Source organism: Pseudomonas crudilactis, from assembly GCF_013433315.1.
GTDB classification, from domain to species: Bacteria; Pseudomonadota; Gammaproteobacteria; order Pseudomonadales; family Pseudomonadaceae; genus Aquipseudomonas; species Aquipseudomonas crudilactis.
Window position 1 is genome coordinate 192,093 of sequence record NZ_WXVV01000001.1, and the last position, 14,277, is coordinate 206,369.

At 59.7% G+C, this 14,277-nt stretch carries 11 protein-coding genes; 5 read left to right on the forward strand and 6 right to left on the reverse strand.

What is annotated here, in order from left to right; all coding sequences use genetic code 11:
* The first annotated feature begins 260 nt into the window (after positions 1-260).
* The 4 genes from GTU76_RS00810 (at position 261) to GTU76_RS00825 (ending at position 4,407) form a co-directional block, all read left to right on the forward strand.
* Positions 261-1,415 carry a MalY/PatB family protein gene (locus GTU76_RS00810; protein ID WP_180697850.1) on the forward strand — a complete coding sequence of 385 codons (1,155 nt, stop codon included), beginning with the start codon at positions 261-263 and terminating at the stop codon, positions 1,413-1,415.
* A gap of 215 nt (positions 1,416-1,630) precedes the next feature.
* The gene (locus tag GTU76_RS00815; protein ID WP_016984227.1) at positions 1,631-2,488 is read left to right on the forward strand and encodes a glucose 1-dehydrogenase; all 858 of its coding nucleotides are present in this window, start codon (positions 1,631-1,633) and stop codon (positions 2,486-2,488) included.
* A gap of 90 nt (positions 2,489-2,578) precedes the next feature.
* Entirely contained in the window at positions 2,579-3,922 is a 1,344-nt protein-coding gene (locus tag GTU76_RS00820) for a cation:proton antiporter (protein WP_180697851.1), read from the forward strand.
* Positions 3,923-4,110: 188 nt separating this feature from the next.
* Positions 4,111-4,407 carry a hypothetical protein gene (locus GTU76_RS00825; protein ID WP_016984229.1) on the forward strand — a complete coding sequence of 99 codons (297 nt, stop codon included), beginning with the start codon at positions 4,111-4,113 and terminating at the stop codon, positions 4,405-4,407.
* Between the two features lie 388 nt (positions 4,408-4,795).
* On the opposite strand, the gene GTU76_RS00830 is transcribed toward GTU76_RS00825, so the two are convergent.
* The 4 genes from GTU76_RS00830 to GTU76_RS00845 all read right to left on the reverse strand — a co-directional run bounded on the left by GTU76_RS00830 (position 4,796) and on the right by GTU76_RS00845 (position 11,302).
* Complete coding sequence (locus GTU76_RS00830; protein WP_016983364.1) at positions 4,796-5,332, reverse strand: hypothetical protein; 537 nt, start codon at positions 5,330-5,332, stop codon at positions 4,796-4,798.
* A gap of 77 nt (positions 5,333-5,409) precedes the next feature.
* Positions 5,410-7,329 carry a hybrid sensor histidine kinase/response regulator gene (locus GTU76_RS00835; protein WP_180697852.1) on the reverse strand — a complete coding sequence of 640 codons (1,920 nt, stop codon included), beginning with the start codon at positions 7,327-7,329 and terminating at the stop codon, positions 5,410-5,412.
* A gap of 5 nt (positions 7,330-7,334) precedes the next feature.
* Positions 7,335-9,653, reverse strand: a complete 2,319-nt coding sequence (locus GTU76_RS00840; RefSeq protein ID WP_180697853.1) for an ATP-dependent DNA helicase — start codon at positions 9,651-9,653, stop codon at positions 7,335-7,337.
* The gene (locus GTU76_RS00845) at positions 9,650-11,302 is read right to left on the reverse strand and encodes a VRR-NUC domain-containing protein (protein WP_180697854.1); all 1,653 of its coding nucleotides are present in this window, start codon (positions 11,300-11,302) and stop codon (positions 9,650-9,652) included. The genes GTU76_RS00840 and GTU76_RS00845 overlap by 4 nt, the downstream gene beginning before the upstream one ends.
* Before the next feature lie 193 nt (positions 11,303-11,495).
* On the opposite strand from GTU76_RS00845, the gene GTU76_RS00850 reads away from it, so the two are divergent.
* A complete protein-coding gene (locus tag GTU76_RS00850) occupies positions 11,496-11,720 on the forward strand; it encodes a YgdI/YgdR family lipoprotein (protein WP_016983368.1) in 225 nt (74 codons plus the stop codon).
* Positions 11,721-11,771: 51 nt separating this feature from the next.
* On the opposite strand, the gene GTU76_RS00855 is transcribed toward GTU76_RS00850, so the two are convergent.
* On the reverse strand, positions 11,772-12,146 hold the full coding sequence (locus tag GTU76_RS00855) for a hypothetical protein (protein WP_016983370.1): 375 nt from the start codon (positions 12,144-12,146) through the stop codon (positions 11,772-11,774).
* A 240-nt stretch (positions 12,147-12,386) separates the two neighbouring features.
* The gene (locus GTU76_RS00860; protein ID WP_180697855.1) at positions 12,387-14,240 is read right to left on the reverse strand and encodes a polyurethane esterase; all 1,854 of its coding nucleotides are present in this window, start codon (positions 14,238-14,240) and stop codon (positions 12,387-12,389) included.
* Positions 14,241-14,277 lie beyond the last annotated feature (37 nt).

The following is a 14,277-nucleotide window of genomic DNA, read 5'->3' on the forward strand; positions in this document are numbered from 1 at the left end:
GGTTGCGGCAAATTTGTGCCGACTTTTTTACTGTAGACAATGACCTTACGTTCTGTGTGAAAACCGACCGTCGGCCGTTTGTCGGCTCTTTCATTGAAGACCACCAAACCCTGTGGGAGCGAGCTTGCTCGCGAAAGCGGTGTGTCAATCAACATCGATGCTGGCTGATCCGACGCCTTCGCGAGCAAGCTCGCTCCCACATGGATCGCGTAAGGCTTAGAATGGCGTCCAGGACCAATCCCGCCCTCACGAGACCGCGCATGACTTTCGATTTTGATCAGGTATTCGACCGCCACAACACCGGCAGCACCAAGTGGAGCCGCTATTCGGCCGATGTGTTGCCGATGTGGGTCGCTGATATGGATTTCGCCGCGCCGCCGGTGGTGATCGAGGCCTTGCAACAACGCCTGCTGCACCCGTTGATGGGCTACAGCGTGCCTCAGGAAAGCCTGCGCGAAGCCATCGTCGCCGACCTCTGGAACAAGTACGCCTGGAAGGTCAAACCGCAGGAGCTGATCTTTCTGCCGGGCGTCGAGTCTGGTTTCAACATGGCTTTGAAAGCGCTGGTGCAGCCGCAGCAGAATGTCGTGGTGCAAGTGCCGAACTACCCGCCACTGCGTCACGCGCCGGGGCATTGGGGGTTGAACAAGGTTGAGCTGGAATTCGACGCGCAGGCTGACGGCACTTACCTGACGCCGTTGGACGTGTTGCGTGAATCGCTGAACGGTGGCGGCGCGCTGTTGCTGAGCAATCCGCACAACCCGATCGGTAAAGTTTTTGCCCGTGAAGAGCTGCAAGCTGTGGCCGATATCTGTGCGGCGCAGGACGCGTGGATCATCTCCGACGAAATCCACGCCGAGCTGTGCTTCGACGGTCGCGTACACATTCCGACCGCTTCGTTGAGCCCTGAGATTGCCAAGCGCACCATCACCCTGATGTCGGCGAGCAAGGCTTACAACATCGCCGGTCTGAAGACCTCGTTCATGATCATTCAGGACGCCGCCCTGCGCGAGCGCGTCAACCACGCCCGTTGCGGCATGGTCGACAGCGTCAACCCGCTGGGCATGGAAGCCACCCGCGTGGCCTATAGCGAAGGCGCGCCGTGGCTGGCCGAATTAAAAACCTATCTGCTGGGCAATCGTGACTGGCTGGTTGACGCGGTGCGCAGCCGTTTGCCAGGCGTGACCATCAATGTGCCGCAGGGCACGTATCTGGCCTGGCTGGATTGCTCGGCGCTGGACCTGGATGATCCGCAGCAGTTCTTCCTTGAGCAGGCCAAAGTGGGGCTGAGCGCCGGTCTGGACTTCGGCGATCAACACCAGCAGTTCGTGCGCCTGAACTTCGGCTGCCCGCGTTCGTTGCTGGAAGAAGGCATCGCCCGCATGGAGCGCGCCCTGACCCACCGCATGATCTGAAACCTCAGATGATCCCTTGTGGGAGCGAGCTTGCTCGCGAAAGCGGTGGTTCAGTCGACATTGACGTCAGCTGACACTCCGCTTTCGCGAGCAAGCTCGCTCCCACATTGGGTTTTGCATTTCCAAGTCAGAAATGCGGTGTAAATCCGATCGAACTCACGGCAAACACACCGGGTCAACCGCCCATACCAGCCATGAGACCTCGGAGACCCGCGATGACCGACTACCCAAAACCACCCTTCCCGGCACAAGCCCAAGCCGTTCCCGGTTCGCAACGCAAAATGGAGCCCTATCCCGATTGCGGCGAGCAAAGCTACGTCGGTTCCGGGCGACTGGCCGGCAAGATTGCCCTGATCACCGGCGCCGACAGCGGTATCGGCCGCGCCGTGGCCATTGCTTTCGCCCGTGAAGGCGCGGACGTCGCTGTGGCCTATTTGAATGAACACGAAGACGCCAAGGAAACCGCACGCTGGGTCGAACAGGCCGGACGTCAGTGCCTGTTGCTGCCCGGCGATATCGCGCAGAAATCCCACTGCCAGGCGTTGGTCGACCAAACCGTCGAACGCTTTGGCCGCATCGACGTGCTGGTCAACAACGCCGCGTTCCAGATGACTCACGAAAACTTTGAGGAAATCCCCGACGAAGAATGGGTGATGACCTTCGACGTCAACATCACCGCGATCTTCCGCCTGTGTCAGGCGGCGATCAAACACATGCGCGCCGGCTCGTCGATCATCAACACCAGCTCGGTCAACTCGGACATGCCCAAACCCACCCTGCTCGCCTACGCCACCACCAAAGGCGCGATTGCCAATTTCACCGGCGGCCTGGCGCAAATGCTCGGTCCCAAGGAAATCCGTGTGAACTGCGTGGCACCGGGGCCGATCTGGACGCCACTGATCGTCTCGACCATGCCCGATGAAGAAGTGCAGAACTTCGGCGGCAACACACCGCTCGGCCGCCCCGGCCAACCGGTGGAAGTCGCGCCAATCTACGTGCTGCTGGCCTCGGACGAAGCGAGTTACATCACCGGCCAGCGCTATGGCGTGACCGGTGGTAAACCGATGCTGTGATGACCCCTTCGCCAACGCCTACAGTAAAACTGAAGGCCCATTGAACACGGTGCGATTGCCGTCACATCGACCACTTGAGGGCGGCACATCATGAGTTTTATCGTGTGGGTGGCGGTGCTCGGCGCCGTGCTGTTGACCCTGGCACTGACTTCGTCGTACCTGCGCTGGATGCCGGTGACCACATCGGCAGTTTGCTTGCTGCTGGGGATCGGCATTGGCCCCAGCGGCCTCGACTTGCTGAAACTGCCTCTTCAAGAAGCTTCGCTGTGGATGGAGCACCTGACGGAAGTTGCGGTGTTGTTTTCCCTGTTCGTCTGCGGTCTCAAACTGCGGTTACCCCTGCGCGACAAGCGTTGGCGGATCGCCTTTGGTCTGGCCGGGCCAGTGATGGTGCTGACCATCGCTGGCGTTGGTCTGCTGCTGCATTTTGCCTTGCGCTTGCCGTGGGGGACGTCGTTATTGATCGGCGCGATTCTGGCACCGACCGACCCGGTGCTGGCGGCGTTGGTGCAGGTCAACGATGCGCGGGATGTCGACAGCGTGCGTTTCGGTCTCTCTGGCGAGGCCGGGTTGAACGATGGGATTGCCTTTCCGTTTGTGATTCTCGGTCTGTTGTTGATGCACGGCGACGGCAGTGCTGCCGAATGGCAAGGCTGGGTGCTGCGCAGTTTATTGTGGGCAGTGCCTGCTGGATTGCTTACCGGTTACTGGATGGGCCGCGGTATCGGTCGCGTGACCCTTTCGTTGCGAATCCACAATGACGACAGCACGCTCAGCCCCAATGATTATCTGGCGCTGTCGTTGATTGCTCTGGCCTATGTCGTTGCCGAAGCCATCGGCGGATACGGCTTCCTGTCGGTATTCGCCGCCGGGTTGGGCCTGCGTCAGGTCGAAGTCAAATCCACCGGCGCCGGCCAGCCGCCCGCCGAGCATCTGGTGCAACCGGTGGTCGGTCATCAGAACGTCGAACCGCAGCACGCGGTGCACGGCGATACCGAGCGGTTGGAAAGCAGCCAGGTGGCTGCAGGAATAATGATGGGTGACATGCTGTCGTTCGGCGGTCTGGTCGAGCGCGCCATGGAAGTGTTTCTGGTGACCCTGCTCGGCGTGGTGCTGGTGGCGCACTGGGATTGGCGGGCGTTGCTGGTGGGCAGCGTGCTGTTCTGCCTGATCCGCCCGGCCTGTATTGCGCTGATGCCTTGGGGTGCACTGCTGGAGGGGCGGCAACGGCTGTTGATTGGCTGGTTCGGCATTCGCGGGATCGGTAGTCTCTTCTACCTGTTTTACGCCTTGAATCATGGGCTGACCGATAGCGTGGCCAGCGTGTGTACCGACCTGACCCTGTCGGTGGTGGCATTGAGCATCTTGCTCCACGGCATCAGCACGCAACCGATCCTGGCTCGCTACGAACAACGTAAAAAACAAAAAAACTGATTTTTATTTCTCGGATTTATTCGGAGGATTGATCGAATTTTTTTCTTGAAAAAAATGGATCCCTCAGCAATTGCCGGCAGTCACAAGCATAACCCCTCGCCGGATGTGTCCGGCGGGGCCCGGCAGGTTCGGTTCCCCTGCGGCGTTAAGCCTGTGAAAAGGAATCCTTGAAGAATAAGGTTACGGTCATGAAAGAATGCTCGACTCCTGCGCAAATCAAGGCTTGCAGAGCACTGGCTCTGGAACGCAATCGTCAACTGTTCGATAACGCCCATACGCTAAACCGCGCGGCCAATGCGCTGCTCGATGTGGCTGATATGGACATTGAACAGTTTGAGCACTACCGGGCGCTGCGCAAGAAAGCCGATTCGATGTTTGAAGATGCTATAGATCATTTGTGCGTGTTGAACGAGGATTTTCCGCCGATCCCGATGTCGTCGCAGAATTCGGTGGCGTTGCGTCGAGAGCTTGAGACCGTGGAATGAGCTGAAAGCCCCCTCACCCTAGCCCTCTCCCCCTGGAGAGGGAACTGACCGAGGTGAATGGTTGAGGTACGCCGAAGTGAGGTACCGAGTTGAATTCGGATTTTTAACACTGCAGAGATAGGCTCCCTTTCGTGTGAATCCTGAAAGCCCCTCACCCTAGCCCTTTCCCAAAGGGAGAGGGAACTGACCGAGGTGGATGGTTGAGGTACGTCGACGTGAGATACCGAGTCGAACGCAGATTTTGAACAGCACAAAAATCTGCTCCCTTCCCCCTCTCCCCCATTGGGGGAGAGGGCTGGGGTGAGGGGGATCGATCTGAATGGCAACACAAAATCCAAGCAAATGAAAAAGCCCGGCCAAATAAGCCGGGCTTTTCTATACCGGCCCATCACCCTCCAGGATTGGTCACCTGAATAAACACCGCATAACTCCCCAACAACACCCAAAACGTCGCAAAGATCCAAGGCGTGCGCACCGAGAACAGCAGCGACTTGCGATAGCCCTTGTGGCTCGATTCCATCTCGCTGAACAGCGGCGATTCGTCATACGCCAGGCCCATCAGCGGTTCGCTGTGCAATAAGTGGCTCTGCTTGAAATGCCAGTGATCGATGATGTCGTACGCCGCGCGAATCCCCGGCCAGGCGTTCAGCGAGCTTAGCAACCCGAGCAGAGCCAGAAACGGCGGCACCACCAGCGTGAACAACTTGCCCCACTCCGGGTTGAGGTTGGCCATGCACGAGGCAAAGGCAATCACCAGAAACGACTGCGCCGCCAGATAAGCGTCGGTACGGTTGGCGAGGATGCTGGTTTCGTACTGGATCTCCCGCCTATAGAAATCCAGCCGTTCCTTGGGCGAGCCGAACATCTTGGCGTCATGTTCGGTCAGGGTTTCTTCAGCGGTGGGCTCAGTCAGTATGCGAGACAAAAGATGCACGCTCCGGGGTGGGGAAAACATTTAGAAGTCCCCGTTGGCGCGCAAGTTCAGCCGGATTGACCGGCGCCTCACTTCATCGATTGCGCAATGATCGCCACCAGATTCATCTGCGTGAACGGCTTGGGCAACCGTGGCAGTTGCGCGGCAAAGCCTTCCAGACGCTCGGCGTAACCGGTGGCCAGGATAATCGGCAGATCCGGTTTGAGCAGGCGCACTGCGTGGGCCAGTTGCGCGCCGCTCATCTGCGGCATGGCCATGTCGGTGATCATCAGGTCGACGACTTCGCCCTGATCGAACAGCGCCAGCGCCTGCGCACCGGACGTCGCACTGACCACGCGATGACCGAGGTCTTCGAGCAACAGGCTGGTGCTGGTCAATACCAGCGAGTCGTCATCCACCACCAGTACGCTGAGTCTTGGCACCACCACCGGTTCGGCGTTTGGCAATAGCGGCTTGCTGGCCGTGCCCTCGACCGCCACCGGAATCCACAACTCAGCCGTGGTGCCCAGGGCCTTTTCGCTCTTGAGAATGAAGCGGCCACCGAGCTGTTCAATGAAGCCGTGGACCATCGACAATCCCAGTCCAGTGCCCTTGCCCAAACCTTTGGTGGTGAAAAACGGATCTCTGGCCGACGCCAGCGTGTGCTCATCCATGCCCTCGCCGTTATCGATCACACTGAGGCAGACGTAACGCCCCGCCGGCAGATCAGAATGCCCCAGCTCGAGCACCACTTGCGGTTCAGCGCTGATGGTCACCGTACCGCCGTCGGGCATGGCGTCGCGGGCGTTGGTTGCCAGGTTGAGCAAGGCCAGTTCCAGCTGATTGGTGTCCGCCAGCACCGGCTCCAGATCTGCAGGAAACCGCGTGTCGATGCGAATGCCCGGCCCCAGCGAACTGCGCAGCAACCCGGTAATGCCCTGAACCAGTTGCGCAATATCCACCGACTCGGTTTTCAATTCCTGACGGCGAGCAAATGCCAGCATGCGCTGGGTCAGCGACACGCCACGCAACGCGCCTTGGGTGGCGTTTTCCAGCAGGCGGCTGATTTTCGGATCGTCGCCCACACGTTTGTGCACGATCTCGAGGTTACCGAGGATCACCGTCAGCAGATTATTGAAGTCATGGGCGATGCCGCCGCTGAGTTGCCCGATGGCCTGCATCTTCTGCGCCTGGAACAGCGCTTCACGGGTTTTTTCCAGCGCTTGCTGCGCCTGGTGGGCCTCGGTGATATCGCGGGTGATCTTGGCAAACCCGAGCAACGTGCCGGTATCGCCGCGAATCGCATCGACCACCACATGGGCCAGAAACCGCGTGCCGTCCTTGCGCATGCGCCAGCTCTTGTTTTCAAAACGGCCTACGCGGGTGGCGATTTCCAGCGCCCGTTCAGGCTCGCCGATTTCGCGGTCTTCGGGGGTATAGAAGATCGAAAAGTGCTGACCGATGATTTCTTCCGGCAGATAGCCCTTGATCCGCTGCGCGCCCTGGTTCCAGTTGCTGACCCGGCCTTCGGGGCTGAGCATGTAGATGGCGTAGTCGGTGACGCCCTGCACCAGCAAGCGGAACTGCTGCTCGCTTTGCTTGAGGGTTTCTTCGGCCATTTTGCGGTCGGTCAGGTCGCGGGTGATCTTGGCGAAACCGAGCAATTTGCCGTCGGGATCAATGATCGGATCGATGACCACATGCGACCAGAAATTGGTGCCGTCCTTGCGCACCCGCCAGCCCTCGCCTTCGAAGCGCCCTTCACGGATGGCGGTATCAAGCGCCCGTTGCGGCAGACCGGCGGCGCGGTCGTCAGCGGTGTAGAAACGCGAGAAATGCTCGCCGAGGATTTCCGCTTCTTCATAGCCCTTGAAGCGTTTGGCGCCGGAGTTCCAGCTGGTGATGATGCCATCCGGATCGATCATGTAGATCGCATAGTCGACCACCGCATCGATGAGCAGACGAAAACGCATCTCTTCGATCGCAGCAGTCTTGTTCTTTTCGCTCATCACACTCACCAGCCGTTGTCATGGACAGAAGTATGCGGCAATCCAGCGAATTGGGAAGCGGCCGGCTCATTTTTGATGGCCCACCAGCGCGGCAGCAATTGTTTGATCCGGCTCTCGGCAAAACGGTCGTCAATCAGCATGACCACGCCACGATCCTCGCGGGTACGAATGACCCGGCCGGCGGCCTGTACCACTTTTTGCACGCCGGGGTACAGGTAGGTGTAGTCGTAACCGGCGCCGAAGATCGCGGCCATGCGGTATTTGAGTTGTTCATTGACCGGATTGAACTGAGCCAGCCCCAATGTCGCGATGAACGCGCCGATCAAGCGCGCACCGGGCAAATCGATGCCTTCGCCAAACGCACCGCCCAACACGGCAAAGCCAATGCCCTGGCTGTGCGCGGTGAATTGATCGAGAAACGCCTGCCGCGCCCCTTCGAGCATGCCCCGCGACTGCTGCCAAAGGGTGATGTGCGGATAGCGCTCGGCCAGTAACGACGCCACTTGTTGCAGATAATCGAAGCTGCTGAAAAACGCCAGATAGTTGCCCGGGCGCTCGCTGAACTGCCGCGCGATCAATTCGACAATCGGTTCCAGCGAGGCCTGACGATGGTTGAAGCGCGTGGAGATGCGGCTGACGATCTGCACCTGCAACTGCTCGGCGCAAAACGGCGATTCGACGTCGATCCACACAGTGTCGACGGGCGTACCGAGCAAATCGGCGTAATAGTGGCGCGGGCTGAGGGTGGCAGAGAACAGCACGCTGCTGCGCGCCGCTTTCAGGCGCGGGCCGATGAAAGCGGCCGGCACCACGTTGCGCAGGCACAACTGCGACATTGGCTTTTTGCGGTCGAGGTCGCGCTTGCTGATGTCGAACAGGTAGTGCTCGTCGTACAGCTCCGCCACCCGGGCGAATTGCAGCAGGTCGAAATAGAAGTTCTGCAAGGCGCTGTCGAGGCCCTGCGGATGGTCATTGAGGTAATCACCAATGGCGGCGCAACACAGCGAGATCGCTTGCAGGAGTTTTTCCGGGGCTTTGTCGTACGCCTGATACGCCGCCAGTTGCGGCGCATGCAGGGCGTTCCATTCACGGTTGATGCGTTGCAGGGAGTTTTTCAACGCGGCGGGGGCGGTTTTGCGCACGCTGCCCAGCGTGAACTGATCAAGAGTGGCGCTGTACATCTGCCGGCCGCGCTCGACGAGGTTGTGCGCCTCGTCCGCCAGCACCGCGACTTTCCACTGATTGAGCTGGGCGAGACCGAACAGCATGGCGCTGAAGTCGAAGTAATAGTTGTAGTCGGCGATCACCACATCTACCCAACGGGCCATCTCCTGACTCAGGTAATACGGGCACACCGCGTGCAGCGCGGCGACCTCGCGCATGGCCGCTTGATCGAGCAAGCGGATTCGACTGGCCGCTTCCCGCGCGGCCGGCAGGCGATCATAAAAACCTTGGGCCAACGGGCAGGACTCGCCGTGGCAGGCTTTGTCCGGGTGTTCGCAGGCCTTGTCACGGGCAACCATTTCCAGCACCCGCAAAGGCAAGGCTGGCGATTGGTCGAACAACACCTGACTGGCATCCAGTGCCAGTTTGCGCCCCGGTGTCTTGGCGGTGAGGAAGAACACCTTGTCCAGTTGCTGCGGCGCCAGAGCCTTGAGTATCGGGAACAGCGTACCGAGGGTTTTGCCGATGCCGGTCGGCGCCTGGGCCATCAGACAACGGCCTGTGCTGACGGCTTTGAACACTGACTCGGCCAGATGCCGCTGACCTGGACGAAAATCGGCATGGGGAAACGCCAGTTGTTGCGCGGCCAGATTGCGCGCTTCGCGATGGGCCATTTCCTGTTCCGCCCATTGCAGGAACAGCGTGCATTGCTGCTCGAAAAAGGTTTTCAACGCATCAGCGCTGAACGCCTCGACCAGACAAGTCTCTTTCTCGCTGACGATATCGAAATACACCAGCGCCAGATTGATCTGCTCAAGTTCGAGTTTGCGGCACATCAACCAGCCGTAGATCTTTGCCTGTGCCCAGTGCAACTGGCGATGATTGGCCGGTTGTTTGCTCAGGTCGCCACGGTAGGTTTTGACTTCTTCCAGGCAGGTTTGCGCCGGGTCGTAGCCGTCCGCCCTGCCCTTGACCTTCAACTGCAGGAACTCGCCTTCGAGCGCCACTTCGCTTTGATATTTGTCGCTGCGCCGCGAGGCCACGGTGCGGTGCCCGGCGATGCCTTCCAGCGCCGTGGGTGATGGGGTGAAGCGCAGGTCTAGGTCGCCGGTCTTGGCGGTGAACTCGCACAGTGCGCGCACGGCAATGCTGTAACTCAAACGCTCTGCTCCGCCCATTGCACGTAACACACGGCCACCGGCATCTGGTGCTGGTGGCAGAACTCCAGCCAGCGCAGTTGATTGTCCTGCAGGCGATCGCCGGGGCCTTTCACTTCAATCATTCGGTAGGTTTTGTGCTGCGGCCAGAACTGGATCAGGTCGGGCATGCCGGCGCGGTTGGCCTTGATGTCGAGCAGCAAACGGTTGAACCAGTGTTTGAGGTGTTCGGCGGGCAGACAGGCCAGTGCTTGCTCCAGCAACGTTTCATTCAATGCGCCCCAGAACACGAATGGCGACTGAATGCCCCACTTGTCGATGAAGCGCTGGCGAATGGTCGCCGTATAGCGACCGTCATCGAGTTCGCGCAGGCACGCCTGAAACAGCTCGGCGCGGCGTTGCTGGAAGTCTTCATTGAGCAAGTCCACCGGGCCCCGCTGGAACGGGTGAAAGAACGCACCGGGCAACGGCGCGAAAATCGCCGGCCAGCACAACAGGCCGAACAGCGAATTGATCAGGCTGTTTTCCACGTAATGCACCGGGCCATCGTCATCGTGCAAGTGCGCCTGCACGTAAAACTCCACGGACAATGCGGGATCGCTGCGCGGCAAGTGCAGGTCCAGACGCTCGACCGGTCTGGCGGCAGCACGTTTGAGCGGCGGGCCACCGAGTTTGCGCCGCACCCTTGGCAATATCCGTTGCAGGCCTTGCTGCTCGGCGGCGCTTTCCGGCGCCTGTTCCGCCAGCGTTGCGAGTTCCAGTGCCAACGGGTATTCGCCGCTACGCTCCAGCACACGAATCATGCGCAAACGCGCGCCGGGATAGCCACAGTCGCGGTAAATGCTCAGGGCCAGGGCAAATTCGCTGATGCGTTCGCAGTACTGGCCGATCTGAAACAGCACCTTGCCACGCCGGCGTTGCAGCCACGGGTTGTCAAAGTGCAGCGTACTGACCTGCTCGACGATGGTGTCCAGTGGTTCGCCGGCCTCGAAGCGCATTTGGCAATTGTGCAGGAACAGGCAGGCGTCGACGTCTTCGCGGCGGCGCAGGCCTCGTGAATCGGCGCAGAATTCGACTTTTTCATAGGTGAAGATGCCGAGGTCAGCGAGGACGAATTCCGACCAGTCCTGATACAGGTTGCCGAAGAACATCAGCCGCAAGCGGTCGCACAGGTCCATGATGGTCAGGCTGTACAGCCGGTCATCGAGCAGCGGCGCCCAGTCGCGCAGGCTGCGTAATTCGCTGAACTGCTCGGCCAATAGCGGCAGCCAGTCATCCTTGCGCCCCTTGGGCTGTTCGATGGCGGCGCCGAAGGCTTGCAGAATCTCGGCTTTGAGCAACACGTCGAACAACTCGGCGAGGGCCAGCGGCGCGTGTTCGTCGATCCAGCCATGCTCAAGCAGCGGTTGCGCAGCCACGGCAATGTCACCGATTTCAGCGTAATTGAGTTTGCCGGCGCGGAAATGCACGCCCTTGCGCATGACCATCCGCACCAGCAAACCTTGAGTCGCGCGGGGCAAAACCTTGAAGTCATGGATAAAGACGTGTTCCGTTTCGCTCATCACATCGGCATAACGAAGCTCAAGCCAATCAAGCACTTGCCGGAAGTTATTAAGGTAATAGAACGGATCATCGAGGGGATTGGCAGTCACGGGAATTCTGGGCCATGGCGAGCAAGTACTGGTTATGCGTACAGATACCAGCTGTGCCCTGCCCGGTGCAAACGGAAAATGATCAATGGCATTTTTTCGCCGGGCTATCGAACTTTTCCCCCGGAGATGGCACCAACCGCGTTAGAGGGCCGACAATGCTCGGCATCACATGAATGAGGATTTAGAGGTGGGTATGAAAATCAAAGCACTGGGTATCCCTTTCGCCGTCGTTGCCGCGCTGGCACTGGCCGGTTGCTCGACCCCGACGGTGGTCACTCTGCAGAACGGCACCCAGTATCTGACCAAGGACATGCCGAAAACCAAAACCAAGGACGGCTTCTATGAGTTCGAGGATATTTCCGGGGCCAAAGTGAAGGTCCGTGCTGATGAAGTGGCCACGGTTCGCGAAGAAGACTGACTCACGGCGATCATTCCCATGCTGCGCGTGGGAATGACCATAAGTTGAGTGTTATTCGAAGGTCGGCATGCCCGGAATGCTACCGTCGCACGGCATGTACGTGCCACCGCGCTTGACCACTTCACCCTGCAAGCGCCGGCAGCGTTCCAGGTCCTGTTGCGCCATGCGATCGATGCTCAGATTGCCGGTGGTTTGCGGCTGCTTGCCGTCACCCAGGCGCAGGGTCACGAACGGTTGTTCGGGCTGAATCTGAAAGCGGCTCTTCTCTTCGACCGGTTCGACCACCTCGGTTTTCGGCGGGCTCGGCAGCTGATCGGTGGTGACGCCGTAACGGCTCAGAATCGAGCTTTGAGGCAGATCGGCGCAGACATTGGCCGAACCCAGCGCCAGTGCAACGAACCCGACATACCCCTTGAAACCTTTCACGTTTGAATCTCCTGTACTCAATGGCGGCTAGCTATAGAACGTGTGTGCACGTGCTGGCTTTAGGCCGCATTTCCTGTTTTGCAGGGGTTTGAGTCAGGTCGTGGCCATCGAGTCACTTTTAACACCGCGTTATCGTTCTTCGCGAGCAGGCTCGCTCCCACAGGGGTTTTGTAAACGACACAGATCCAGTGTGGGAGCGAGCTTGCTCGCGAAGAGGCCCTTACCGGCGCCCGATCAACATCAGGCAATCACAATGCCGTCAGCACTCAGGCTGTTCAGCGACACCCCGACCAACGTCACCGAATCGTTGCCAAACGTCAGCACCGTATCCTGCCCGACAGTCGCAGCATGGGCACGGAAATCCTCCGCCGGCAACACACCCTGCACACCGAGAAACACCAGTTTGTCGTTGGACGTGTAACCGACTACCCGATCCTGCCCAAACGCGCCGTTGAACAGGAACGTATCCGCCCCGCCCCCCGACTCCATTAGGTCATTGCCAGCGCCGCCGACAAACACGTCATTGCCCGCGCCACCGATCAGGTGATCGTTGCCGTCCAGCCCGAACAGCCAGTCGCCACCGGCATGTGCCTTCAGCGTGTCGGCGCCAGCGGTGCCTTTGACGCTGGACTCGTACGCGGTGACATTGTTGCCGACCTTCAAACCGCTGGCCGTGACGCTGTGCGTCACATCATCCTTGAACAGCCCCCAGAGAAACCCCGGTTCCTTGGTGACAATGCTGCCGATGTCGCGGGTGATGCTGATCCCGCCCTTGGCGTCGCGCACGTACAGATTGCCGGCGCCGTCATTGGCGAAGTCAAAGTTCTTAACCGCGCTTTGCAGATCGAGGGTGTTGCTGCCCTGCCCGCCAAGGATGACGTTGTAGCCGCCGCCGTCGCGGAAGGTGTCGTTGCCGGCGCGACCTTCCAGATAATCGTTGCCGCTACCGCCCTGGATCAGGTCATTGGCGTCACTGCCAATGATGAACGTGCTGCCCTTGTGGGTTTCGGCGTTACGGTTGAGGTCCTGCACCCAGGTGTTGGCCCGCGCCGGATCCGAGAGGTTGGCGACGATGATCGTCGAGTCGCGGCTGGTCAGGTCGTAGAATTTTGAGTCGATCACGCGGTTCATGCCGTCGCCATACGCGGTCGGCAAGTGCGAGATCCAGGTGGGAATATTGAGGATCGAGTACGGCAGCAGATTCCACGCGGTCGAGGCGTAGTGATCGTTGAAGCTGACGATGTTGTCGGTGGCCGATTCTTTGGGCGCATCGTGCACGCCGACGGAGGCGCCGGTGAAGGCCGAGCCGTCGAGGGCGCGGAACACCGGGTCGTTTTCGTAGCCGACGTTGAGCACCTTGTCGGTGCTGCTTTGCGTTGGCGAGGCGTAGGCGATGTAGTTGGAGTCGGCAAAGAAGCCGCCCCACTTGCCGCCGCTCAGGTCGGCCATGCTGTTGACCGCCAGGCCGCCAAGGCTGTGGCCACTGACCAGTACGTCCTTGCCGGTGAGGCCGTTGGCCTTGGCAAACGCCACCACATCATTGAGCAGATTGCCGAAGGCTTCACCGACGTAATTCTTCGCGTAATCCTTGGGACCGAAGGCGGCGAGCAGGTCGTTGATGACGTCGCCGATGGAGTCGAGGATCAGGTTTTCCCGCGGACCGCTGGTGCCGCGAAAGGCAATGCCGAGTTCGGTGAGATGGCCCTGAGCGTCGTACTTGCCGAGGATTTCCACTTGCGCGGTGGTGTAACCGGCCTTCTCGCCGAAGAAGGTTCCGCGCGCGTCGGTCTTGCCGTCGTAGCCCAGTTGCGAGGCGGTGATAGGCGTCCAGCCGGCCTTTTTTACCGCGTCGAGGGCGAGTTTTTCCGAGTCGGGGTTCCACGGAATGCCGGGGATGACACCTTGCGAATCGGTGCCGCCGAGCAGCGCCGTGACCAGTGTGGCGGGCAGGCCGAGGCCGAAACCGTTGTGCTGATAACCGGCGGCAAAGCCGTTATCGAGGTTGTGATAGGAATACAGCGTGATCGCCATGGCATCGCTGAACAACGCCTTGGAATCGGCTGTGCCGAAGTTCTTGTAGTCATACACACCCATTGCTATTGCCTCTCTCTTGTTGGAATTGTTAGAGATA

Coding starts and splice junctions, on each gene's coding strand:
- GTU76_RS00815 (WP_016984227.1), top strand. CDS start 1,631: ATGACCGACTACCCAAAACCACCCTTCCCGGCACAAGCCCAAGCCGTT.
- GTU76_RS00860 (WP_180697855.1), bottom strand. CDS start 14,240: ATGGGTGTGTATGACTACAAGAACTTCGGCACAGCCGATTCCAAGGCG.
- GTU76_RS00820 (WP_180697851.1), top strand. CDS start 2,579: ATGAGTTTTATCGTGTGGGTGGCGGTGCTCGGCGCCGTGCTGTTGACC.
- GTU76_RS00825 (WP_016984229.1), top strand. CDS start 4,111: ATGAAAGAATGCTCGACTCCTGCGCAAATCAAGGCTTGCAGAGCACTG.
- GTU76_RS00850 (WP_016983368.1), top strand. CDS start 11,496: ATGAAAATCAAAGCACTGGGTATCCCTTTCGCCGTCGTTGCCGCGCTG.
- GTU76_RS00810 (WP_180697850.1), top strand. CDS start 261: ATGACTTTCGATTTTGATCAGGTATTCGACCGCCACAACACCGGCAGC.
- GTU76_RS00835 (WP_180697852.1), bottom strand. CDS start 7,329: ATGAGCGAAAAGAACAAGACTGCTGCGATCGAAGAGATGCGTTTTCGT.